This window comes from Burkholderia sp. M6-3 (genome assembly GCF_050858985.1).
GTDB lineage: Bacteria > Pseudomonadota > Gammaproteobacteria > Burkholderiales > Burkholderiaceae > Paraburkholderia > Paraburkholderia caledonica.
Map to the genome: position 1 here is coordinate 2,359,195 of NZ_CP110090.1, position 23,573 is coordinate 2,382,767.

19 protein-coding genes are annotated in these 23,573 nt (G+C 63.6%); 7 read left to right on the forward strand and 12 right to left on the reverse strand.

Going from position 1 to position 23,573, the window contains the following annotated elements:
• Positions 1-10 precede the first annotated feature (10 nt).
• Positions 11-1,126 (reverse strand): LLM class flavin-dependent oxidoreductase, encoded by a 1,116-nt coding sequence (locus OH764_RS10170; protein ID WP_087750346.1) that lies wholly within the window; start codon positions 1,124-1,126, stop codon positions 11-13.
• Positions 1,127-1,415: 289 nt separating this feature from the next.
• Here OH764_RS10170 and OH764_RS10175 point away from each other — a divergent pair, with 289 nt between their 5' ends.
• On the forward strand, positions 1,416-2,411 hold the full coding sequence (locus OH764_RS10175) for an LLM class flavin-dependent oxidoreductase (protein ID WP_498846694.1): 996 nt from the start codon (positions 1,416-1,418) through the stop codon (positions 2,409-2,411).
• A gap of 100 nt (positions 2,412-2,511) precedes the next feature.
• Here the strand turns inward: OH764_RS10175 and OH764_RS10180 are convergent, their stop codons facing one another.
• Positions 2,512-3,648, reverse strand: coding sequence for an alpha/beta fold hydrolase (locus OH764_RS10180; RefSeq protein WP_498846695.1), 1,137 nt, complete (start codon positions 3,646-3,648; stop codon positions 2,512-2,514).
• 633 nt (positions 3,649-4,281) lie between these two features.
• Between OH764_RS10180 and glgC the strand changes: the two genes are divergently transcribed.
• The 5 genes from glgC to OH764_RS10205 all read left to right on the forward strand — a co-directional run bounded on the left by glgC (position 4,282) and on the right by OH764_RS10205 (position 10,416).
• Entirely contained in the window at positions 4,282-5,547 is a 1,266-nt protein-coding gene (gene glgC, locus OH764_RS10185) for a glucose-1-phosphate adenylyltransferase (RefSeq protein WP_498846696.1), read from the forward strand.
• A gap of 103 nt (positions 5,548-5,650) precedes the next feature.
• Complete coding sequence (gene glgA, locus OH764_RS10190) at positions 5,651-7,111, forward strand: glycogen synthase (protein ID WP_498846697.1); 1,461 nt, start codon at positions 5,651-5,653, stop codon at positions 7,109-7,111.
• Between the two features lie 262 nt (positions 7,112-7,373).
• Complete coding sequence (gene pdxY / locus OH764_RS10195) at positions 7,374-8,240, forward strand: pyridoxal kinase PdxY (RefSeq protein WP_128585725.1); 867 nt, start codon at positions 7,374-7,376, stop codon at positions 8,238-8,240.
• Positions 8,241-8,396: 156 nt separating this feature from the next.
• On the forward strand, positions 8,397-8,858 hold the full coding sequence (locus OH764_RS10200; protein ID WP_020069875.1) for a hypothetical protein: 462 nt from the start codon (positions 8,397-8,399) through the stop codon (positions 8,856-8,858).
• A 406-nt stretch (positions 8,859-9,264) separates the two neighbouring features.
• A complete protein-coding gene (locus OH764_RS10205; RefSeq protein ID WP_498846698.1) occupies positions 9,265-10,416 on the forward strand; it encodes a branched-chain amino acid ABC transporter substrate-binding protein in 1,152 nt (383 codons plus the stop codon).
• 8 nt (positions 10,417-10,424) lie between these two features.
• Here OH764_RS10205 and OH764_RS10210 read toward each other — a convergent pair whose 3' ends face one another.
• Positions 10,425-12,344, reverse strand: a complete 1,920-nt coding sequence (locus OH764_RS10210) for a DUF3857 domain-containing transglutaminase family protein (protein ID WP_498846699.1) — start codon at positions 12,342-12,344, stop codon at positions 10,425-10,427.
• Between the two features lie 31 nt (positions 12,345-12,375).
• A complete protein-coding gene (locus tag OH764_RS10215; protein ID WP_498846700.1) occupies positions 12,376-13,041 on the reverse strand; it encodes a hypothetical protein in 666 nt (221 codons plus the stop codon).
• A gap of 330 nt (positions 13,042-13,371) precedes the next feature.
• On the opposite strand from OH764_RS10215, the gene OH764_RS10220 reads away from it, so the two are divergent.
• Entirely contained in the window at positions 13,372-13,512 is a 141-nt protein-coding gene (locus tag OH764_RS10220) for a hypothetical protein (RefSeq protein WP_164862233.1), read from the forward strand.
• A 324-nt stretch (positions 13,513-13,836) separates the two neighbouring features.
• Here OH764_RS10220 and hutG read toward each other — a convergent pair whose 3' ends face one another.
• The 8 genes from hutG to OH764_RS10260 form a co-directional block, all read right to left on the reverse strand.
• Entirely contained in the window at positions 13,837-14,649 is an 813-nt protein-coding gene (gene hutG / locus OH764_RS10225) for an N-formylglutamate amidohydrolase (protein ID WP_498846701.1), read from the reverse strand.
• A gap of 66 nt (positions 14,650-14,715) precedes the next feature.
• Positions 14,716-16,113: a formimidoylglutamate deiminase gene (locus OH764_RS10230; RefSeq protein WP_498846702.1), complete on the reverse strand. Its 1,398-nt coding sequence runs from the start codon at positions 16,111-16,113 to the stop codon at positions 14,716-14,718.
• Positions 16,114-16,128: 15 nt separating this feature from the next.
• Positions 16,129-17,358, reverse strand: a complete 1,230-nt coding sequence (hutI, locus tag OH764_RS10235) for an imidazolonepropionase (RefSeq protein WP_498846703.1) — start codon at positions 17,356-17,358, stop codon at positions 16,129-16,131.
• A gap of 84 nt (positions 17,359-17,442) precedes the next feature.
• Positions 17,443-18,123, reverse strand: coding sequence for a HutD/Ves family protein (locus OH764_RS10240; protein ID WP_498846704.1), 681 nt, complete (start codon positions 18,121-18,123; stop codon positions 17,443-17,445).
• Between the two features lie 2 nt (positions 18,124-18,125).
• Positions 18,126-19,814, reverse strand: a complete 1,689-nt coding sequence (hutU, locus tag OH764_RS10245) for a urocanate hydratase (protein WP_214878916.1) — start codon at positions 19,812-19,814, stop codon at positions 18,126-18,128.
• 64 nt (positions 19,815-19,878) lie between these two features.
• Positions 19,879-20,574 carry a GntR family transcriptional regulator gene (hutC, locus tag OH764_RS10250; RefSeq protein WP_498846705.1) on the reverse strand — a complete coding sequence of 232 codons (696 nt, stop codon included), beginning with the start codon at positions 20,572-20,574 and terminating at the stop codon, positions 19,879-19,881.
• A 103-nt stretch (positions 20,575-20,677) separates the two neighbouring features.
• Positions 20,678-22,201: a histidine ammonia-lyase gene (gene hutH, locus OH764_RS10255; RefSeq protein WP_498846706.1), complete on the reverse strand. Its 1,524-nt coding sequence runs from the start codon at positions 22,199-22,201 to the stop codon at positions 20,678-20,680.
• 343 nt (positions 22,202-22,544) lie between these two features.
• The gene (locus OH764_RS10260; protein WP_498846707.1) at positions 22,545-23,477 is read right to left on the reverse strand and encodes a LysR substrate-binding domain-containing protein; all 933 of its coding nucleotides are present in this window, start codon (positions 23,475-23,477) and stop codon (positions 22,545-22,547) included.
• Positions 23,478-23,573: the final 96 nt, after the last annotated feature.

Sequence of the window (23,573 nt, forward strand, 5' to 3'; positions counted from 1 at the left end):
GCGCGTCCAGTCATGCGGCCAAGGTCTCGGTAGTCGCAGCGCCCTGGGCTCCCTCGGCGCTACGCAAGCGCGCAATGCGTTCGCGCGTCGCGGGAATCAGCTCGCGGCCATAGTCGATCGCGTCTTCGAGCGGATCGAAGCCACGCACGAGAAAAGTGGAGACGCCCAGCGCGTAGTACTCGGCGAGCGTGTCGGCGACCTGTTGCGGCGTGCCGACCAGGGCGGTCGAATTAGACCGTCCGCCGATTTCCTTTGCGATGCCGGTCCACAGGCGTTCGTCGGCACGATCCGAATCGCCGGATGCCGCGAGCAAACGCCGCGCGCCTTCGCTTTGCGCGGGCCCGCCTACCCCGAGTCCTTGCGCCGCGCGCAGCCGTCTCGTTTCAGCGAGGATGTGATCGGCGCGCTCCCACGCGGCGGCCTCTGTCGCGGCGAGAATCGGCCGGAATGACACCGAGAAGCGCACTGTGCGACCGTGCTTCGCGGCTTCGGCGCGCACGCGCGTCACCTGCTCGCGCACTTGCGCCTTCGATTCGCCCCACAGTGCGTAGACATCCGCATGACGTCCGGCAATTTCGAGCGCAGGAGCCGACGCGCCGCCGAAATACACCGGAATGTGCGGCTGCTGCACCGGCTTCACTTCGGAAAAGCCCTGTTCGAAACGATAGTACTGCCCGTGGTGATCGAACGGCTTTGCGTCGGTCCAGATGCGACGCACGATGTTCAGATACTCGTCGGTGCGCGCATAGCGTTCGTCGTGCGAGAGGAAGTCGCCGTCGCGGCGCTGTTCCGCGTCGTCGCCGCCTGAAATGATGTGCACGGCGAGCCGGCCGCCCGAATACTGGTCGAGGGTCGCCAGTTGGCGCGCGGCGAGAGTCGGCGCGACAAACCCCGGGCGATGGGCGAGCATGAAATGCACCCTGCTCGTCACACTGGCGGCATGCGCGACGGTAAGCAGCGCATCGGGGCTCGTGGAATGGTGCGGCACGAGAATGCGGTCGAAGCCCGCCGCCTCATGCGCGCGGGCGAACTGCGCGACATACCCGACGTCGACAGCGGGCCCTTGCGGCGCATGCGTTTCCGATACCTTCCGGGTCTGGATCATGCCGATGAATTCGATGGACACGCGAGTACCTCCGTGAATGGTTGCTGCCCGGCGGGGCAGCGGCATCGCACGCGAAATGCCGTGCTCTCTGGAGGCGTTCAAGGTAGCAGCGCGTCATGCGCTTGTTAAATATCGATCGTCCATATCTATATCGACTTTGCATGTAACGGCGGCGCCGTCGCCGCGGTCCGCTTCGCACAGACAAACCCTTTCGCGAACGTGGGCATCGCGCCGCCATCAGCAGAAAGCACAAAGCTTTGGGAGAATGTCCCATCGCGTGAAAGCGCCAGAAACAGCAAGCGAACAGACAATGATCCCTTTTTCGGTCCTCGACCTCTCGCCGGTCATCGCGGGCGCAACGCCTGCAGATGCCTTCAAGAACACCCTTGATCTCGCGCAGCATGCGGAACGGTGGAACTACCGCCGCTTCTGGCTCGCGGAGCATCACAACATGACCGGCATTGCGAGCGCGGCGACTTCGGTCGTGATCGGTTATGTCGCCGGCGGCACGAAGACGATTCGCGTCGGCTCGGGCGGCGTCATGCTGCCGAATCACGCGCCGCTGGTGATCGCGGAACAGTTCGGCACGCTCGAGTCGTTGTATCCGGGCCGGATCGATCTCGGCCTTGGCCGCGCGCCGGGCACGGACCAATCCACGGCACGCGCGCTGCGCCGCGATCTGCAAAACAGCGCGGACTCTTTCCCCGACGACGTCGCCGAATTGCAGCGCTATTTCGCGGACCCGGTCTCAGGCCAACGGATTCGCGCTGTGCCCGGCGCGGGCCTGCATGTGCCGTTGTGGCTGCTGGGGTCGTCGCTCTACAGCGCGCAACTTGCCGCAGCGCTCGGCTTGCCTTTTGCGTTCGCGTCGCACTTCGCGCCGGATTACCTGCTGACAGCGCTGCAGGTTTATCGCTCGCAGTTCCGGCCATCGGAAACGCTCGACAAGCCCTACGCGATGGTCGGCGTGAACCTCTTCGCAGCGGACACCAACGACGAAGCGCAGCGACTTTTCACGTCGCTTCAGCAGCAGTTCATCAATTTGCGGCGCGGCACGCCAGGGCAATTGCAGCCGCCGGTGGAGCGGCTCGCGGCTTCGGAGATGGAATTGAACTCGGTTGCGCATTCACTCGCATGCACGGCGATCGGCGATCGCGATGCGGTGCGCGAGGGGCTGAAGTCGATCATCGATCAAACCGGCGCCGACGAACTGATGCTCACCGCGCAAATCTACGATCACAAGGCGCGGCTGCGGTCGTTCGAGATCGGCGCGGAAATTCGTGAGGAACTGGCCGGCGGAAAGTAAACCGCAACTGGATGAACAAAGGGCGGCGCATACGCGACCGCGCTTTTTCTTTCTCATACTCTTATTGTGACCCGTTGGGTCCGCTTCAACCTTTATCAGCTCAACGGTTCACCTTTAACGCCGCCATTCCGTCGAGCAGCGCCTTATGAAAAGCCTGAGGGTCCTGCATCTGCGGTGCATGGCCCAGGTCGGCGAATTCAACCAGCGTCGCATGCGGAATGGCTTTGGCCGCAGCTTTACCCAACTCGGGATAGTGGCCGATCTTCGCGCGCACCTCGGGTGACGCCGCGTCCTTGCCAACGGCCGAAACGTCCTTCTGGCCGATCAGCAGCAGCGTTGGCATCTGCAACTGGCCGAGTTCATAGACAACAGGCTGCGTGTAGATCATGTCGTACAACAACGCCGAATTCCACGCGACGATCTGTTTACCCTGTCCCCGGTACATGCCCGCAAGCATCTGCACCCACGGCTCGTAGTCCGCGCGCCATTGGCCTGCGTAATAGGTCGACTGTTCGTAGCGGCGAATGCCGTCGGCGGTCGTCTTCAACTCGCGCTGGTACCACTGGTCCACCGACAGTGACGGCACACCCTTCGCCTTCCAGTCTTCGAGACCGATCGGATTGGCAAGCACCAGTTGCTGCGTCTGTTGCGGATACATGAGCGCGTAGCGCACTGCAAGCATGCCGCCGGTCGAATGACCAATGAAGGTCGCGTCCTTCACGCCCAGCGATTCGAGCAGCGCATGCGTGTTGCGCGCCAGTTGCTGAAAACTGTATTGGTAATGCTCGGGCTTGCTCGACTTGCAGAAGCCGATCTGGTCCGGCGCGATCACGCGATAGCCGGCGTCGCTCAGACGATGAATCGTCGTGGCCCACGTCGCCGCGCAAAAATTCTTGCCGTGCATAAGCACTGCTGTGCGGCCGTTCGCGTGCGCCGGTTTGACGTCCATATACGCCATGTGCAACGCAACGCCTTGCGAAGTGAATTCGTATTGCTGGACCGGCGCGGGATAGTCGAAGCCTTCCAACTCGGGCCCGTAGGCCGGGCCGTCATTGCCGAGCGGCTGAGCGGACTCGCTCGCGACGCTGGCCGGTGCGGGTTGCGACATAACGGACGGGGCCGTCGACGCATTGTTCGGGGATGCGTCGGAAGCAGCGCGTACTGCGCCCGGTGCAATGCAGAACGTGGCGGCGCTCAATGCGGCAAGCGGGGAAAGGCGGCGAAAGGTCATCGACATTTTTGCAGGGTTGGTTTTACGTTCATGGGCCGCAGCAAGCACCAAAGGCTTGCCCACCGGCCGCCGACGATTCTACGACGGCTCCGGCAGCGGTGCAGCGGCGCGCACACCGCCAGCCGCGCGGCAGCGCGCCGCCCAGTGGCACGCATATTGCGCGGCGAACCTCGCAGGCAATGTGGCTTGGCGTACGGAGCGCGGGCGCTCAACGGTCGATCGTTCGCAGTTGGGCGCGCGGCGCCTCGCGCACGACAAACGTCGCCCGCGCGAGACGAATCGGTGCTAGAACTACGGGACGGGCTCGCCAGTGCAGCGACCCAGCAGTGGGACAGGATATGCAGAGCCGGGCGACCGGCATCAGCGGGGAACAGTAACAAGTAGCAAGTAACGGATTGCATCGCGCCGTAAAGAGGACGGGCATGTGACCGGAGTACGCCGAAGCGCGAAGTTCGGTCCATCGCGAGGAAAGCGCATGGGACCGGACCAAGCGCTAAAGCGCCAACTCCGATCGACCGCGATAAAACTGCATGGGACCGGACTAAGCGCTAAAGCGCCAAGTCCGGTCGACCGCGATAAAACTGCATGGGACCGGACTAAGCGCTAAAGCGCCAAGTCCGGTCGACAAAGGAGACGGACATGGATACTCCGGCACGGCTGAACGACCTTCAACGCACTACCCTCGCCATCGTCCTCGCCGGCGGTCGAGGCACGCGGCTCGGACCGCTCACCAACAAACGCGTCAAACCCGCCGTGCATTTCGGCGGTAAGTACAGGATCATCGACTTCGCACTGTCGAACTGTCTGAACTCAGGTATCCGGCGTATCGCCGTCGTCACACAGTACAAGGCCCACTCGCTATTGCGCCACCTGCAGCGCGGCTGGAGCTTTCTGCGCGGCGAGTTCGGCGAATTCATCGACCTGTGGCCCGCGCAGCAACGCGTGGAAGGCGCGCACTGGTACCGCGGCACCGCCGACGCCGTGTTCCAGAACCTGGACATCATCCGCTCCATCCGCCCCAAGTACGTGGTCGTGCTGGCGGGCGACCACATCTACAAGATGGACTACACGCGCATGATCGCGGATCACGCCGATAGCGGCGCGGATTGCACGGTGGGCTGCATCGAGGTGCCGCGCATGGACGCGGTGGCCTTCGGCGTCATGGCCGTCGACGAAAACCGCCGCGTGGTCGGCTTCGTGGAAAAACCCGCCGACCCGCCCGCAATACCCGGCCGCCCGGACACCGCATTGGCGAGCATGGGCATTTACGTGTTCAACGCGGACTACCTGTACTCGCTGCTGGAGGAAAACATCTCGACCGTCGACACCGATCACGACTTCGGCAAGGACATCTTGCCGCGCGTCGTCACGCAAGGCACGGCGATCGCGCATCCGTTCGGCATGTCGTGCGTATCGTCTGACCCGAACGTGGAGCCGTACTGGCGCGACGTCGGCACCATCGACGCCTATTGGGCCGCCAACCTCGATCTCGCCTCTACGATTCCGACGCTCGACCTCTACGACCGCAGTTGGCCGATCTGGACGTATCAGGAACAGCTGCCGCCCGCCAAGTTCGTGCGGGATCTGAAGGGTCTGCAAGGGTCCGGCAATAACCTGCTCGCATGCGGCGGCTGTGTGATCTCGGGTTCGCAGATTTCGCGATCGGTGTTGTCGTCGAACGTGAAAGTGAGTTCGTTCTGTAACATCAATGAGGCAGTCTTGTTGCCGCAGGTCACGGTCGGCGCGAGTTGCCGCTTGCAGAAAGTGGTGGTGGACCGCGGCTGCACGATCCCGGACGGCACGGTGATCGGCGAAGATCCGGTGGCCGACGCCGAGCGTTTCTATCGCACAGACGACGGCGTCGTGCTCGTCACGCCCGAATCGCTGCGGCAGGAAGCGACCTGAGTCCGACCGGCTGCGTGCTAGTTGCCGTCGCTTCACCCGGCGCGGCGCGCGGCCAATATCGCGAGCATTCCCCGACCATCCATCAAGGGACCTAATTTAGCCTATGACGATTCGCGCCCTGCACGTCGCAAGCGAGCTGTATCCCCTCCTGAAAACAGGCGGTCTCGCCGACGTCGCGGGCGCGTTGCCGTCCGCGCTGGTCGAGCGCGGCGCCGACGTCCGCGTGCTGCTGCCCGGCTTCCCGTCGGTGGTTGCCGGCTTGCACGACGTGCGCCCGGTCGCCCAACTCGGCAGCCGTTTCGGTGCGCCGGGCGTCACGCTCGAACAGGGCACGCTGCCGTCGAACGGACTGATCGTCTACACGATCCGCGCGGCCACGCTATATGACCGGCCCGGCAACCCTTATCTGAACGACGAGCACGTGCCATACGGCGACAACGCACAGCGTTTCGCACTGCTCGGCTGGGTCGCCGCGCAACTCGCGCAACAGCTGGATCCGGCCTGGTCGCCGCAGATCGTCCACGCGCACGACTGGCATGCGGGACTCGCCGCCGCCTATCTGAAAGCCGCCGAAAGGCAGCATGGCCGGGCGCTCGCGCGCAGCGTCTTTACGGTGCACAACCTCGCGTACCAAGGCGTTTTCCCAGCGCACCAGTTCGGCCAGCTCGGCCTGCCCGACGACTTTTTCAGCATGTACGGCGTCGAATTCTATGGACAGCTGTCGTTTCTCAAGGCGGGCCTTTACTACAGCGACCGCATCACGACCGTGAGCCCCACGTACGCCCGCGAAATTCAGACGCTGGCTCAAGGCGGCGGACTCGACGCTCTTTTACGCAACCGCTCGCACGACCTGTCCGGCATTCTGAACGGCGTCGACTATACGGTGTGGAACCCGGCGAGCGACGCGCTCCTCGAAAATCGCTACACCTCCACGCGACTCGCCGGGAAACTGGCATGCAAGGAGGCGTTGCAAAAACGCTTCGGTCTCGCGCAGAAATCGGACGCGCTGCTGTTCGGCGTAGTGAGCCGCCTCACCGAGCAAAAAGGCCTCGACCTGCTGCTCGAAACCGTGCCCGAAATCGTCAAACGCGGCGGCCAGCTGGTCGTATTCGGGACCGGCGACCCGGCGCTCGAGAACGGCCTGAAACGCGTTGCGCAGACGCACCCCGATTCGGTCGCGGTGGAGCTTGGCTTCGACGAGAAGCTTGCACATACGATCATCGCGGGCAGCGACGTGGTCGCCGTGCCATCGCGCTTCGAGCCCTGCGGGCTGACGCAACTTTACGCGCTCGCCTACGGTTCGCTGCCGCTCGTGCATTGCGTCGGCGGTCTGGCGGACACCGTGGTGGACGCATCGCTCGAAAATCTCGCCGAAGATCTCGCCACCGGTTTCGTCTTCGAGCACTTTCAGCCGCGCGGGCTCACCGCCGCGATTCGCCGGGCGTTCGCGCTCTATGGCCGGCGCACCGAATGGAAAGCGGCACAGCGGCGCGCGATGCGCCAGGACTTCGGCTGGGGCGCTTCCGCGGACCGTTACCTCGCGCTGTATCGCGAGCTTTGCTGAGGCGGTGCCTGCCGGAATTGCCGGGCCGCAAACAGCGCGGCGCCGCGCATCTTTGGTGATGGTTCGGCGCAACAGCACGGGGACGGATCAACTGCCCCGCGTCAAACTCATGTATTGTTTCCTGACGATGCAGACCGTGCATTATTCTTGCAGCGTCTGAAGCAGTCCTGCGCGCGCGGCATTCGGCTCATGCCGAGGCACCGTCGCCGCGCATCCCTCCCGTTTTCACCGATCGCGCACGAACGACTGCGCGAGCCATACCATGACGAAGAACGTTCTGAGCATTCAGTCACATGTCGTTTTCGGGCACGCGGGCAACAGCGCCGCCGTATTCCCGATGCGTAGGCTTGGCGTAAACGTGTGGCCGCTGAACACCGTGCAGTTCTCCAACCACACGCAGTACGGCCATTGGACCGGCACGGCGATCAATGCCGCGCAGATGGAAGAGCTCGCCGAAGGCATCGGCGCAATCGGCATGCTGCCGCGCTGCGACGCCGTGCTCTCGGGCTACCTTGGCACGCCGGAACAGGCGCAATCGGTACTGGAAATCGTCAAGGCCGTAAAGGCCGCGAATCCGCGCGCGTGGTACTTCTGCGATCCGGTGATGGGCGCTGCGAGCGGCTGCAAGGTCGAGCCGGGCATCCAGGAATTTCTCGTGAACACCATGCCTGAGATGGCCGACGCCATGGCGCCGAACCATACGGAGTTGCAGCGGCTCGTGGGCCGCGAGATCGAGACGCTCGAAGAAGCCGTCACCGCGTGCCGCGAGATCATCGCGCGCGGGCCGAAGCTCGTGCTGGTCAAACATCTGCTCGACCGCAACAGTCCCGCCGACCGGTTCAACATGCTGGTAGTAACCGAACGCGAGGCCTGGATGGGCCAGCGCCCGCTCTATCCGTTCGCGCGGCAACCGGTTGGCGTCGGCGATCTGACGAGCGCGGTGTTCGTCGCCCGCACGCTGCTGGGCGATACGATTCGCGCGGCGTTCGAACACACGCTCGCGGCGGTCAACGCCGTCGTCAAGCTGACCTGGCAAGCCGGGCGCTACGAGCTCGAACTGGTGGCCGCGCAAAACGAAATCGCCCAACCCCGCGAGTGGTTCGACGCATGGGTGGCGGAGACCGCATAGGCGCTGCGCATGCCGCAGGCGGCAACGCGATGCTTTGCGCCGCACGGAACCTTGGCGGCCGGCCGGTCGTCCTATAATGCGTGCCGCGTGCGCGAAGCAATGCCTCACGCGCGCAGCAACTTTTTCAGGCACCGGCATTCAGCAGACGAGGCATCGATGGACGGTTATATCCGCAGCGAGCGGGAAGAGTATTTTGAGCAGTTGTGTATCAGCGTCGACGCGGACGAGGTGCACGAACAGGAAGCCATCGAGTTCTTCGAGAACCAGTTCGACCAGGCCGACTTCGATCCCACGCAGTGGCTCGACATCGCGCTCTACTACTCGCCAGCAGTGGCGCGCGGCATCATCGACATGGTGACGCCCGACGACAAGGCGCGCAGCAACATCGCCGAAGTGATCGCCGACAACCTCGACATCTCCTATGGCGAAGACGAGTGCGAGCAGTTCGCCGAGACCATCGAGTTCGCGCTGAACAACGGCGTGCCAGTGGATCTCGACCTCGTGCTCGACGGCTGCCAGCGCGCGATCGACGATCTGGACACATGGGCTGACGACGAAACCAAGGCGCCCCTGCTGCGTCTGCGCGAAGAAGTGCTGCGCCAGCAAGGCGAGCGCTAGAGCCGGGCGCACCGCTCGACGCAACAAGCGTTGCATAGCGTTGTTCTTTGCTCACCGCCGTTGCATGCCGCTCATACGCGGCATCAGGCCGCACATGCGTTAAACGTCTCCCCTACGTCTCTTAAGCATGTGCGGTAATCCGCATCCCCGCCCTGCCGCCCGTCACGCGGCCCGCCCGCACGCGCGCGGCCTATGCCGAAATTCTCATCCAAAGCGCAGCGAACTGCCAAGACGGCGGCATATTGGCTTTCTATATTCGCGCCACATGACCGGCGTGCAAACCCGAGTGCGCGTATTCCAGCATTGTGTATCGAGAGCCATCGTCTTTAGTCTCTCGTTGCAAGCCGGACACACATCATAGCCTTGCCGCTTTCATAACCTGGAACTGTCGAAGTAAGGAGAGACCATGAGTTTTAACAACACGCTCAAACCGCTTGCTCTGTTCGTTGGCGCCATGATCGCAGCCGCGCCGCTCGCCAGTTTCGCCGACGACCAGCCGGTGAAGATCGGTTTCGCCGCGCCGATGACCGGGGCCAACGCCGGCTACGGCAAGGATCTGGAGAACGGAGTCCGGCTCGCTATCGAGGAAGCCAACGCGCAGAAGATCAAGATCGGCGACAAGGTCGCGCAGTTCCAGATCGTCTCGCAGGACGACCAGGCGGACCCGCGCATCGGCGTGCAGGTCGCGCAGAAGCTCGTGGATGCGGGCGTTTCGGTGGTGGTCGGCCACTTCAACTCGGGCACGACGATTCCCGCCTCGCAGGTTTATGAGCAGGCCGGGATTCCGGTCATCGACCCCGCCGCGACAAACCCGATCATCACTGGCCGTGGCTTTGCAAACACCTTCATGGTGATTTCAACGGACGCGCAAAATGCCGGCAACGCAGGCGTCTACGCGGTCGAGGTGTCGAAGGCGAAACGCATTGCGATCATCGACGACCGCACCGCATTCGGCCAGGGCGAAGCCGACGAGTTCGAGAAGGCCGTCAAGGCACATGGCGGCAACATCGTCGCGCGCGAATACACCGACAATCACGCGGTCGACTTCAGCACGCAGATCACGAAGATCAAGGCGGCGAACGCGGACCTGATTTTCTTCGGCGGACTCGACACGCAGGCCGCGGGCTTCGCGAGGCGCATGAAGCAACTCGGCGTGACGGCGCAACTGGTGGGCGGCGGCGGCGTGGAGGATCCCGAGTTCATCAAGCTTGCCGGCGACGCAGCCGAAGGCGTGATGGCCTGGGAATACGGCCGTCCGCTCGCGCAACTGCCGGGCGGCAAAGACTTCTCGGCGAAGTTCAAGAAGCGCTTTGGCGGCGAAATCCTGTCGTATGCGCCGTTCGGCTACGACGGAGCGTGGGCCGCGATCAAGGCCATGCAGCAGGCCAAATCGACCTCGCCCGCCGATTACCGGCCGGTTCTCAAGGCGATCGACTTCGAAGGCGTGACCGGCAAGATCTCGTTCGACAACACCGGCGCGCTGAAAAGCGGCGCGTCGACGCTCTATCAGGTCAAGAACGGCGCGTGGGTTCCGATCGTGACCAAGAGCGGCTCCTGAGCGCGGCGCTACTTCGCGCTCGCGGCCCCCGCAAGCTTCGCGGCCTTGACGACGATTTGCGCGTCAAGGTCGCGCTCGATCCGCACGAGATCGTCTTTGATCTGGGCAAACTCTGTGGGGGAGCACATCTGGTGTCCGAAGGCGGCGTGCAGTTGCCGCCTGATCTGCAGCACGCGTGCCCCGCGGTCGAACACATAGCGCGACGAGAAAGTCAGAAACCGGTTCTGCACGTCGGTGTCGGCGGGCGTGTCGGTCACGTTGGCGAAGCGCGGCAGTGTAATTTCCAGTGTCTCGTCAAAGTCTCCGCCAATGCATGCCCACGGCTGCGTGCGCACCGGCTCCGCGAGCCACGCCTGCACCTGCGAGCCCATGCCGCCTGAGAAGCTCGTGAGCGTCGGCATCGCCGTGGTGCCGTCGTTCCACACGAAATGCTCGACCTTGCCTTGCATCCACGTCGCGAACGGCCCGTCGGTTACCGCAACTTCGCCGGTACGTAACTGCGCGGTGCCATGCAGGCCGGTTTGCAATAGACGGTTGGCGGCAATCTGTTGCGTGCGCTGACGCGAAGCGCGTCGAAAGACATTGCGTTCAATCTCCGCGGTAAAGCCCGCGTCTTCGACCCGGTACGCGTAGTCGGCAGTGCCGTTTTCGTCGACGTCGATCTGCACGCGCGCTTGCCGCTCGCGCGCCTGGGTGGCCGGCGTGCGCGACAGCACGCCTTCGCCGACCAGCAGCACCGGCCTGTCCATCACCGCCGCCGGCAGATAACCGAAGCCCACGCCGCCCGCCGTCGTGTCGGCATACAGCGAAAGATCAGGAATCCAGACGATCGCATGATTGATCGCGCTCGCGCCATAGCCCGGCACGTCCGGCAAGCTGTAGTACGGCCCGAGATTGAGCAGGACGGCTTCGCTGCGAATGCCGACGGCGGCCAGCAACGCGCTGTAAAGCGCGACGTGATCCTTGCAGTCGCCATAACGGTTGCGCAGAATGTCAGCCGCCTTGTGCGGAATCGCCGCCGTCTCGCCCAGAAAGAGCGCGACGTAGCGGATATTCATGCGTACCCAGTCGTAAAGGATGCGCGCCTTCTCGCGCGGATCGGCGGCACGCGCGGCGAGCGACTGCGCAAGCTGCACGATGGCCGGATCGTTGAAAGTGGCGTCGGCCGCGGGGCCCCGGTAACGTGCGGCGAAGCTCGCGAAGTCGGGCACCGTCGACACCATCAGACGATCGCCCCAATTCGCGTAGCCGACCGCGCCCGCTTCGAGCCTCGCATACGGTCCGTGCCGGTAGTCGAATTCGTAGCGTGTGCGGCCGTTCGCCGTGACCGGCGGCAACGCGGTATAGCCACGCGCGTCGGCGTAGAGCGGCAGATCGGCGGGAAGATCGAAGATCAGGCGCTGTTCCTCGACGGGTTCGCTCGTCGGCTCAACGAGGTAGGCGAAGGTGCCCGCCTGCAACGGCTTTGCGCGCGTCTTGCGAAACGTGAGATGCACGCGCGAACCGGGCTCGACGCCGGGAAAAATCACCGTGCGCAACACGCCGTCCTGAAAGCTCGGCGCGCCCGCCGAGCGCGGCTCCTGGATATCGCGGATCGCTTCTGGACCCACCGCGTGCGTCGCGCCGTCGGCGTCGATCGTCTCGGCCGCGAGCAGTTGCACCTGCTCGATGTCCTTGTTGAACCACACATAGCGTTGCGCGATGTCGTCGACGCCGCTCGACGTGTTCGCGCGCAGCACGCTGTCGTCGTGTTCCTCGATCGAACCGTCTTTCTGGATCGTGAAGAGATGAACGTCGCGCTCAGTCGTGTAAGGCGCACGGTCGTCGCCGGATGGGTCCGATCGCGTGTCCGCAGCAAAAGCAGTGGCGGCCGCCGCGCACAAGGCGAGCGCGGCGGCGATCTGCGGGCACGCCCGGTAGCGCATCATGAACAATGTTCCCCGCGCCGCCGATCAACCATCAATCGCCTTCACCGAGTTGCCCGAGCAATGCCTGCAATCTCTCGACATGCCTGAGCAGCAGATGTCGATGCTTCTCGATCTGCTCGAGCCGCCCGGCAAGATCGGCCTGGATCGGATCGTCCGCATCGGCGGCGGCGATCACGTCTTCCACTTTCGATCGCAACGACGCGAGTTCAACCGGCGCATGCACGATGTGCCGCTCGAAACGCCGAACCTCTTGCACCGCGAGTTCACGGACCTTGCGAAAATACGCCTGGCGTCGATGCGCTTCGGCGTCGATGCTTTCGTCTTCGATGCGTCTGGCAGGCGACGCCTGGCCAAAAATCGGTTCAGGCGGCCGCAGCACGGTCTTCTTCCGCACGGGATGCGCGGTGCCGCGAAATCGCGCGAGGGGCTGCTCATTGTCGATCGCCTCGCGCGCGTTGGGCGGGATCTCGGCTTCGGTGTGCGGCGTGTTCATCCAGCCATTCGGCAGACCCGTCACCGCTTCTATACCACGCACGAACTCCTCGCTGAATTCGCGCTGTCCGGACAACATCAACTTCAGGTAGCTCGCGGAGAAAGTCATCATGCGTGCGAGACGACTGGCCGCGCCGACCGCGCGCGTCAACAGCACGAGATTCGCGCGCCAGACCGGGAGCAGCAATTCGTCGGAATCTTCCATCGCTGGGTCTTCCATCTTTTGCCCGATGTAAAGACGACGCCGTTGCGAGCGTCATCGTTTTGAAAGGGTAGCCGTTGCACGGCCTCACTGGCAAGCGGCGCACGCGATCGCACACGGAGCCATGCATCGGCCCGGCTCGCGTCGCTCAATGTCAATGCACATAGTCGCTTTGCCTTCGCCGCGCCCTTCGCTCGCTGTTCGCCGCGCTGTTCGACACGTTGCATCGGGACGACGTTCCTGCTCCGCGCGCGCCGATGTGGCATGCTTGCAAACCGTGCGGCATAGGTCGTGCTGCACCGCGAGTTCCCAACATTGATTAAGGGTTTTGTAATGAAGAAAATTGTTCTGGCCATTGCCGCAGCCGCCGCTGCTCTCAGCGCAATCGCTCCCGCGCAAGCTTATGAGCATCACCACCACCAGGTGTGCCATAAGGTGCACGTGCATCACCACTGGGAACGCCACTGCCGCTAATCGTTGCCCTCACATCGAGGGACACGACGGCCGCCGCGAACGCCATGCACCGCACGCGTCGCGCGCATCGCAAAGCCCCGCTACTTGCGGGGCTTTTTTTATCGACGGATTCGCGCGGCGCACAGTGATTCGTCAGACGCGGACGCCATAACGCCATACGTTGTGCGCGAAAGGCGCCGCGCGCAATCGCGGACACACGCTGTTACACCTTCGCGCTCTGGGCCGACGCGGGGAAGCTGCGCGAGACTTAAGCGCAACTCCGCGAACCGCGTGGAAATGATGGATGAGTACGGAAAAAACAGGGCTGCGGCTGAGAGCCCGCGATCAACAGGCCTTGACGCGCTCCGATGCGGTTGCGACCAGTTGCTCGAGCAGCGGCTCGACCTTCGCCGCAAGCGCTTCGTCGTACGCGTACGGCGGCTGTTCCTGCATATAGGTGATCTGGGACAACTCCAGCTGCACCGCGTGCACCCCTTGCGAAGGCTGGCCGTAATGCCGCGTGATGTAGCCGCCCTTGAAGCGCCCGTTAGCGACAGCCGAATAGTCGCCGTGTCGCTCGACGACAGCCGCCAGTTCCTCGCCCAAACCCGCCACCGCGCTTGCGCCGTTCGAGGTGCCGAAATTGAAATCCGGCAAGCGTCCGTCAAAGAAGCGCGGCACATGTGAGCGGATCGAATGCGCCTCCCATAGCAGTGCCTTGCCATGGCGAGCTTTGAGCGCGGCAAGTTCGCCCGCCAGGGCGTCGTGATACGGCACCCAGTAAGCGTCGCGACGGCGGGCCACTTCCGCCTCGTCCGGCAGATGGCCTTCCAGGTACAACGGCTCCTTGTCGAAGGTATCGACGGGCAATAAACCCGTTGTGTCCTGGCCCGGATAGAGGTTGGCGCCGTCGGGCGGACGGTTCAGGTCGATCACATAGCGCGCGTAGGTGGGCATGAGAATCGACGCGCCCATGCGTTTCGCGAACGCATAGAGCCGGTCGAGATGCCAGTCGCAATCGTCGGTGCGAAACGCTACGGGCGTCATCGTCGCGGCAATGTCGGCGGGGATTTCGGTGCCTACATGCGGGATCGAGATCAGCAACGGCAGGCTTCCTCGATGCAGCGTGAAAACCGGCGGAGTATTCGAAGCAGTCATGTCAGTTCTCTTTCGCAGGATCTTTGCAGTGACGCAGGCACGCAATGCACGATGCGCTGCTTTACGTCATTTCAGCAGGTCGGCGAGCGCCACGCGATAGCGCGCGTAAGCGCCCTCTTCGTCGCGATGGCGGCGATTGTCGACTACCTTGTCGCCGCCTGCATACACATCGCGGATGGGCGTCTCGCCGTGCTCGCAGAATACAACGCCCGAGAGCCAGGCGTTCGGCGCATGCTCGGCAATGCTCGCATGATTCGGGTCGAGTACCAGCCAGTCCGCGCGATGACCCACTTGCAATGCGCCTGTCGCGCGGCCCGTTGCCTGCGCGCCGCCTTCGAGCGCCGCGTCGAAAAGACGGTCCGCCACATACGGCGTTTGCGCTGACGCGAGCACGTTGCGCTGCCGGCGCGTCAAACGCTGCCCGTATTCGAGCAGACGCAATTCCGCGCGCCAGTCCACGCCGATATGACTGTCCGAGCCGACGCCGATGCGCCCTTTCGCGTCGAGATATTCCTGCGCGGGGAAAAGGCCGTCGCCGAGGTTCGCTTCGGTGGTCAGGCACAAACCGGCCACCGCGCCGCTCTTCGCAAGCGCAAGCGTCTCGTTGGCATCGACATGCGTGGCGTGCACGAGGCACCACCGGCTGTCGACGTCGAAACGCTCCAGCAGCCATTGGACCGGACGCGCACCTTCTGTTTCCACGCACGCGTCGACTTCGGCAGTCTGTTCGGCGATATGGATGTGAACCGGCGCACTGCCGTCCAGCCCGCCGAGCAGTTCGCGCAACGATTGCTCGGAGACGGCGCGCAACGAGTGCGGCGCCACACCGTAGCGCAGCGTTGCATTTTCTGGCCGCGCGGCGCGCAATGCGCCGAGCAGTTCGAGCAGGCTATCGGGCGTATTGATGAAGCGCCGCTGGTCGTCACGAGGCGGGCGCGCGCCAAAGCCGCTGTATTGATACAGCACCGGCAACATCGTCATGCCGATGCCGCTCGCCGATGCTGCATCCACCACGCGTTGCGCGAGTTCCGCCGGGTTGCCGTACCGGCCGCCGTCCGGCGTGTGATGCACGTAATGGAACTCGCACACCGACGTGTAGCCCGCCTTCAGCATTTCGATGTAGAGCCATTGTGCGACGCTGGCCAGTCCCTCGGGTGAGATACGCGCGGCAAAGCGATACATCAGATCGCGCCAGCTCCAGAAGTTGTCGGTGGCGCCTGTAGCCGATGAGCCACGATATTCGGTCAGGCCGGCCATTGCGCGCTGGAACGCATGCGAATGAAGATTCGGCATGCCAGGCATTATCGGGCCCGCCGCTCTGGTCACGGACGCAGGCACGTCGCGTGTGTCAGGCTCGACCGTCGTCAGCGTCCCGTCGACGTCCCATTCCAGCAGTACGTCGCGGCGCCAGCCGCCCGGCAGGTACGCGTGGTCCGCGAATAGCGATTGTTTTGCTTGTGTCATCTCTCAGGTCCAGCCTCAGTTCGCGGCGCGCGTCGAAGGACGATAAACGGTCTCGCCCGCACGCACGACCCGCGCGCACAACGGACGCCCTATCCAGTAAGCCAATTCCGCGAGCGAATCGACCGACCATACCGCGAAGTCAGCGGCGCGGCCCACTTCCAGCGAGCCGTGCCGGTCCGCCTTGCCGAGCGCGCGCGCCGCATGCGACGTCACGCCCTTCAGTACTTCGGGCACGGTCATGCGGAACAGCGTGCTCGCCATGTTCATCATCAGCAGCAACGAGGTGGTGGGTGAAGTGCCGGGATTGCTGTCAGTGGAAATTGCAATCGGCACCTCGTAACGCCGCAGCAAATCGAGCGGCGGCAGTTGCGTCTCGCGAATGAAGTAATACGCGCCCGGCAGCAACACGGCCACCGTGCCGGCTTCTTTCATTGCCGCGACGCCGGCTTCGTCGAGAAACTCCAGGTGGTCTGCGGACAGCGCCCGATGGCGTGCCGCGAGCGCCGTGCCGCCGCCGTTGGACAATTGTTCCGCGTGCATTTTCACCGGCAGCGCGTAGCGCGCGGCGGCATTGAACACGCGCTCGCTCTGTTCGAGAGAAAAGCCTATGCGCTCGCAAAACACATCGACCGCGTCGACCAGACCTTCGTCTGCGAGCGCGGGCAGCATGGTGTTGCAGACTTCGTCGATATACGCGTCGGCGCGGCCCGCGAATTCGGGCGGCAATGCGTGCGCGCCGAGGAACGTGGTGTAGACCGTCACCGGATAGCGTTCGCCCAACTCGCGCGCGACGCGTAACATCTTGCGCTCGCTGTCCAGATCCAGTCCGTAACCGGATTTGATTTCGACCGCCGTCACGCCTTCGGCCAGTAACGGTTCGAGTCGCGCGGCCGATTGCCGGAACAACTCTTCTTCGGTCGCGGCACGCGTTGCGCGCACCGTGGACACGATGCCGCCGCCCTGCCGTGCGATCTCTTCATAGCTGACACCCGCGAGGCGCTGCGCGAATTCATCGGCACGCTGCCCGCCGTACACGAGATGCGTGTGGCAATCGACGAGCCCCGGCGTCACCCATGCGCCATGCAGATTTTCGCGAGGCCACCCCGCATACTCCGCGGGCAGACCGGCGGCCGCGCCGAGCCACACGATCTTGCCGTTCTCAACCGCGATCGCGGCATCGGGCAACGTATGTTCGAAATCGCCCCGAGGGCACAAGTTCAGTTGATGCCAGACTGTTTGCTTCATCGCGCGCTCTTGCAGCTCGTTGCGTGTGTAAGGAGGTCTCCGCGCATGCGCTACCGTGCGACGTCACGCACGCGCGAACCATGGTCATCGTTGCGTGTAGCGGATGCTGATGGCGAGCAGCGCGCCCGTGCCTTCCAGGTTGCATCGCAACGCACTCGGCGTGTCGATGCGCAACGCGTCGCCAGTTTGCAGCCACTGCGGGTGCGCATTTCGGTTTGCATCATCGTGTGCATTGCCCAATGTGACGGCAAGCGGCCCGTTCGCGCAGTAAAGCAGCACGACGTCGGCGTACAAACTCCGTTCGGGCTGCGTCTCGTGCGGGGCCGCGCGCCACACTGCCAGCTCGCCCCGCGCCGAGTCGCGACGCACCATCAGATTGAAGTCGCGCGTCGCACCGTCGACAAGCCGCGCGTCGATCGCCGTCTCACCACTGAAGCGCGCAATATCCAGCGGTCGTGTCAACGCGTGAGTCTTCACCATGTGGTCCGGCTGGGCTTCATCGAGCAACATGCCCGCGCCGGACAACAACACGAGCGTGCGATCGATGCCCGCGAATCGCGAGAACGGCCCCGCTTGCGCGACATCCGCCACACTCACGCGCCACACGAACGTGTCGAGCCCCGCATCCGCAGGAAACGCCGCGACTTCGCGTGTGAGCCCGCCGCCGTTTTTCCACGGTACGGCTACGAGCTCGGCGCCACGAATCAATGTAACGGCGCGCGCCGAGCCGCTCTCCACAGCGCCTGTGCTGCCCGCAAACGTCATGCTCAGCGGCCCAGCATCGGCAGATTGAGGCCCGCTTCGCGCGCGGTTTGCTGCGCGAGTTCATAGCCTGCGTCCGCGTGACGCATCACGCCCGTCGCCGGGTCGTTGAACAACACGCGGCCTAGGCGCTCTTTCGCGGCGTCCGTGCCGTCCGCAACGATCACGACGCCCGAATGCTGGCTGAAGCCCATGCCGACACCGCCGCCATGATGGAGCGACACCCACGACGCGCCGCCTGCCGTATTCAGCAACGCGTTGAGCAACGGCCAGTCGCTGACTGCGTCCGAGCCGTCTTTCATCGACTCGGTTTCGCGATTCGGGCTCGCCACCGAACCGGTATCGAGGTGATCGCGGCCAATCACGATCGGCGCCTTCAGTTCGCCGTTCTTCACCATCTCGTTGAATGCCTGGCCGAGACGGTAACGATCCTTCACGCCGACCCAGCAGATACGCGCCGGCAAACCCTGGAACGCGATGCGCTCGCGCGCCATGTCGAGCCAGTTATGCAGATGCGGATCGTCGGGAATGAGCTCCTTGACCTTCGCGTCCGTCTTGTAGATGTCCTCCGGATCGCCCGACAGTGCGACCCAGCGGAACGGTCCCTTGCCTTCGCAGAAGAGCGGACGGATGTACGCCGGCACGAAGCCCGGAAAATCGAAGGCGTTTTTCACGCCCATTTCGAGCGCCATCTGACGAATGTTGTTGCCGTAATCGAGCGTGGCGGCACCGCGTTCCTGCAGCGTCAGCATGGCTTGCACCTGCTTGGCCATAGACTCTTTCGCCGGCACGACGATCGAATCCGGGGCGGTCTTCTGACGCTCGCGCCAGTCTTCGACCTTCCAGCCTTGAGGAAGGTAGCCGTGAATGGGATCGTGCGCGCTCGTCTGATCGGTCACGCAGTCCGGTGTGATGCCGCGCGTCACGCACTCTGCGAACACGTCGGCGGCGTTGCCGAGCAAACCGATAGACACTGCCTTGCCCGCCTGCTTCGCTTCTTCGAGCATGGCGAGTGCTTCGTCGAGTGTCTTCGCTTTCTTGTCCACGTAACGCGTCTTCAGACGGAAGTCGATGCGCGTCTCGTCGCATTCCACTGCGATCATCGAGAAGCCGGCCATCGTCGCGGCGAGCGGCTGCGCGCCGCCCATGCCGCCCAGACCGCCAGTCAGGATCCAGCGGCCCGCCGGATCGCCGTTGAAATGCTGGTTGGCCACCGAGAAGAACGTTTCGTACGTACCCTGCACGATGCCCTGGCTACCGATGTAGATCCAGCTGCCCGCCGTCATCTGGCCGTACATCATCAGGCCCTTGCGATCGAGTTCGTGGAAATGCTCCCATGTCGCCCAGTGCGGGACCAGATTCGAGTTCGCGAGCAGCACGCGCGGCGCGTCTGCATGCGTGCGGAAAACGCCGACCGGCTTGCCCGATTGAATCAGCAGCGTTTCGTCTTCGTTCAGGTCCTTGAGCGAAGTGAGGATCTGGTCGAAGCAATCCCAGTTGCGCGCCGCACGGCCGATGCCGCCATACACCACGAGTGCGTGAGGATGCTCGGCTACTTCCGGGTCCAGATTATTCTGGATCATCCGGTACGCGGCTTCCGCGATCCAGGTCTTGCAGGTCTTCTCAGCACCGCGCGGCGCACGGATCGTGCGGGTGGGGTCGAGACGCGGGTCGATGTGTTTCGGGTTGTTCATGGTGGCCCTCGGAATGCCTGAAGATGATCGGGATATGTCAGGGAAGAATCAGGGAAAGCGAAAATCAGAAATGTCCGGTGAAACGGTAACGGCTGCCCGGGTGCCACAGATTCGCGATCGAAGCGACCTGGCTTTGCGACCAGGTTCGCCGATGCAGCACGAGGCAAGGCTCCAGTTCGTCCATGGTCAACAGCTCGCGGGTATCGCCGTCCGCCGCCAATGCCTCGATGCGATATTCGACGCGCTGCAACGGCGCGACGCGCACGAGGTACTGGTTCGGCGTGGTGTTCGTAAAATCCTGCAACGCGTATTCGGGTGCGACAGCCGGATTGACCCAGCGCTCTTCAAGCTGCACCGGTTCGTCGTTTTCGAAATGAAGCACGCGCGAATAAAATATCGGACTACCCGCGCTCACCTGCATTTCTTCGGCGAGCGCCGTATCGGCGATGCTCGCGCCAATGTGCAGCACCTTCGCCTGATAACGATGACCACGCGCGACGATTTCGTCGGAGATACTGCGGATCGCCACCAGCGTCGATTCGTACTTGGGACGGGCCACGAACGTGCCCGAGCCTTGCACACGCGTCAGCACCTGCTCCGAGGTCAACTCGCGCAGCGCGCGGTTCACCGTCATGCGAGCGACGTTGAATTCGCGTGCAAGCTCGTTTTCGGAGGGCACCTGGTCGCCTTCTCCCCATTCGCCCGTGTGAATGCGCGCGAGGATGAAGTCCTTGATGCCCTGATATGCGGGTGCGTTCATTGGCTGCTGTGTCTCATGGTCCGGTCGGGGCGCCTAGGGGCGCTGAGTGCCGCTCAGGGATGCTGAGCGGCGCCTCATTGCGCGTCACCCCAGACGCATTCGCTTACTGTTCGGACACGAAGGAAAACGGGCTCAGCTTCGCGATCGTGCCGTTCTGCACGAGACGCGTAACGGCCGCGATGTCCGGCGCGAAGTAGTGATCCAGTTCGTAATGCGCGACGTCCTTGCGCACAGCGTCCATCACTTTCTGCAAACTCGGGCTCGTCTTGTGCGGCGCGCGCAGGTCCACACCTTGCGCGGCGGCGAGCAATTCGATCGACAGAATATTGGCCGTGTTTTCGGCGATGTCGCCGAGCTTGCGCGCAGCGAACGTGGCCATCGAAACGTGATCTTCCTGGTTCGCGGAGGTGGGCAGCGAATCGACCGAAGCCGGATGCGCGAGTGTCTTGTTTTCCGATGCCAGCGCGGCAGCCGTCACGTGGGCGATCATGAAGCCGGAGTTCACGCCGCCATCGCGCACGAGGAACGGCGGCAGGCCCGACAGCGTCGCGTCGATCAGCAACGCGATGCGGCGTTCGGCCAATGCGCCGATTTCCGCGGCGGCGAGCGCGAGATTGTCCGCGGCGAATGCAACCGGCTCCGCGTGGAAGTTGCCGCCAGAGAGCACTTCGCCGGTGTCCGGGAAAATCAGCGGATTGTCGGACACGGCGTTGGCTTCGAGCAGCAGCACGTCGGCGGCGTGACGCATCTGGTCGAGACACGCACCCATGACTTGCGGCTGGCAGCGCAGGCTGTACGGGTCTTGCACCTTGTCGCAATCGGCGTGCGACACGTTGATGCCCGAGCCTTGCAGCAGTGAGCGATATGCCGATGCCGCGTCGATCTGGCCTTGATGACCGCGCAATTCGTGAATGCGCGCGTCGAACGGCTTGACCGAGCCGGCCGCCGCATCGACCGACAACGCGCCCGCCACCAGCGCGGTGCGATACAGGTCCTCGATCGCGAACATGTTGTAGAGCGCGAGCGCAGTCGACGCCTGCGTGCCGTTCAGCAGCGCGAGGCCTTCCTTCGCTTGCAACGTGAGCGGCTTCAGACCGACGAGCGAGAGACCTTCGGTGGCGGGCAGGCGTTCGCCTTTCGCGAAGACCTCGCCTACGCCGAGCAGAACTGCCGACATATGCGCGAGCGGCGCGAGATCGCCGGATGCGCCCACCGAACCCTTCACCGGAATCACCGGCAACACGTCGGCGTTGTATAGCGTGATCAACGCTTCCATGACTTCGCGGCGGATGCCGGAATGGCCGCGCCCGAGGCTCGACAACTTCAACGCAATCAACAGACGCACGACGGGGCGCGACATCGGCTCGCCTACCCCGACCGCGTGCGACAACACGAGATTGCGTTGCAGCAGTTCGAGCTGGTCATGCGGGATATGCGTGCTGGCGAGACGCCCAAAGCCCGTGTTGATGCCATACGCGGGTTCGCCCTTCGCGGCGATGTCCGCTACCGCTTTCGCACATGCGTCGATAGCCGCGTGGCTTGCGGGATCGAGTCGCAGCGGCACATGTTCCCGCGCGATCTGGCGCAGTTGCGGGAGAGTGAGGTGGCCGGGCTTCAGAGTGATCATGGTTGTCGTCCTGTCTATACAATTTGAGAGAAGTCTAGCCGCGCCGTCTTGTATATACAACTTGTTTTTAATGCTTTCGGGACCAGGGCTTTCCACTAAGGGCGTCTGCACCGCATTGCAAGGCGTTCCTCAGACGGCGCCCGCCGCCAGCGCGGATCCAGGGTACTGCCGTCAACACCGACCAACTTGTATATACACGTCCAAAATCGCGGCCGCCATGTGGACAAAAACCCTGGCGGGCATCGATGAGCGGCTTGAGAAAATCACCCCATAACGCAACGAAGCCCGCCGGCTCATGCGAGCTGCGGGCTTCCACCGACAACTTGGGGTTCTGGATGCAGCGCTACAACTGCACGCGTGCCGCCATGAAATCCAGGAAACATTGCACACGCCCCGCGAGCGACGCGCTCTGGTAATACACCGCGCTGACTGGCTGGCGCTCGTCGAGTAGCACATTGCCGAGAATCGGCACCAGGCGGGCGTCGCGGACATCGGCGGCTATCATGAATTCAGCGAGGCACGCGATGCCCCAGCCCGACAGCGCGAGTTGCCGTAAGGTCTCGCCGCTCGATGCGGTGATCGACGGCTCGATTCTGAACGGCTCTGCGTTGGCGTTGCGGTTGCCGTTGCGGTTCCCCTTCCCCTTGCCTGTGCTCCGCTCCCGCAATGGCCAGCGGTTCAGATGCTCCGGCGCCGTGAATCCGATCAGCCGATGCCCGCCCAGGGCATCGACCGATCTGGGCTCGCCGTGCTCGGCCAGATACGCGGGACTCGCGACGACGCGCAGTTTGCTGCTGCCGAGTGCGCGAGCATGCAGCGTGGAGTCCTGCAACGCGCCGATCCGGATGGCGATATCCACCTTCTGTTCCAGCAGATCGACGATCCGCTCGTTGCTGGTCAACTCCAGGCGGATCTCGGGATACAGCTCGGAAAATGCCTTCATATGCGGCGCAATGCAGTGAAGCATAAACGGCGACGCCGCGTCGACGCGCAAGCGCCCCGAAGGCCTGAGGCGCTTGCGCGTGACGGACTCCTCGGCTTCTTCCATCGCGTCGAGAATCGCGCGGGCGCGCTGCAGAAAGCTTTCGCCCTCTTCGGTCAATTGCAAACGGCGTGTCGTGCGCCTCACCAACGCCGTGTCCAGCTTCTTTTCGAGGCGAGTGAGGGCGCGGCTCACGCCCGACACGGTCTGCCCGAGCTTTTCCGCAGCCGCCGTGATCGAGCCGCTATCGATCACGCTGACGAACACCAGCAACTCGTCGGTGGATGTTTTCATTGTTGATTCACAGTCAAGATTGATTTGAGACTAACACGCTTTTTGCGAGAATGAAGACGGCGGATACTGCTTGCCTGTCATCAGATTTCCACTCAG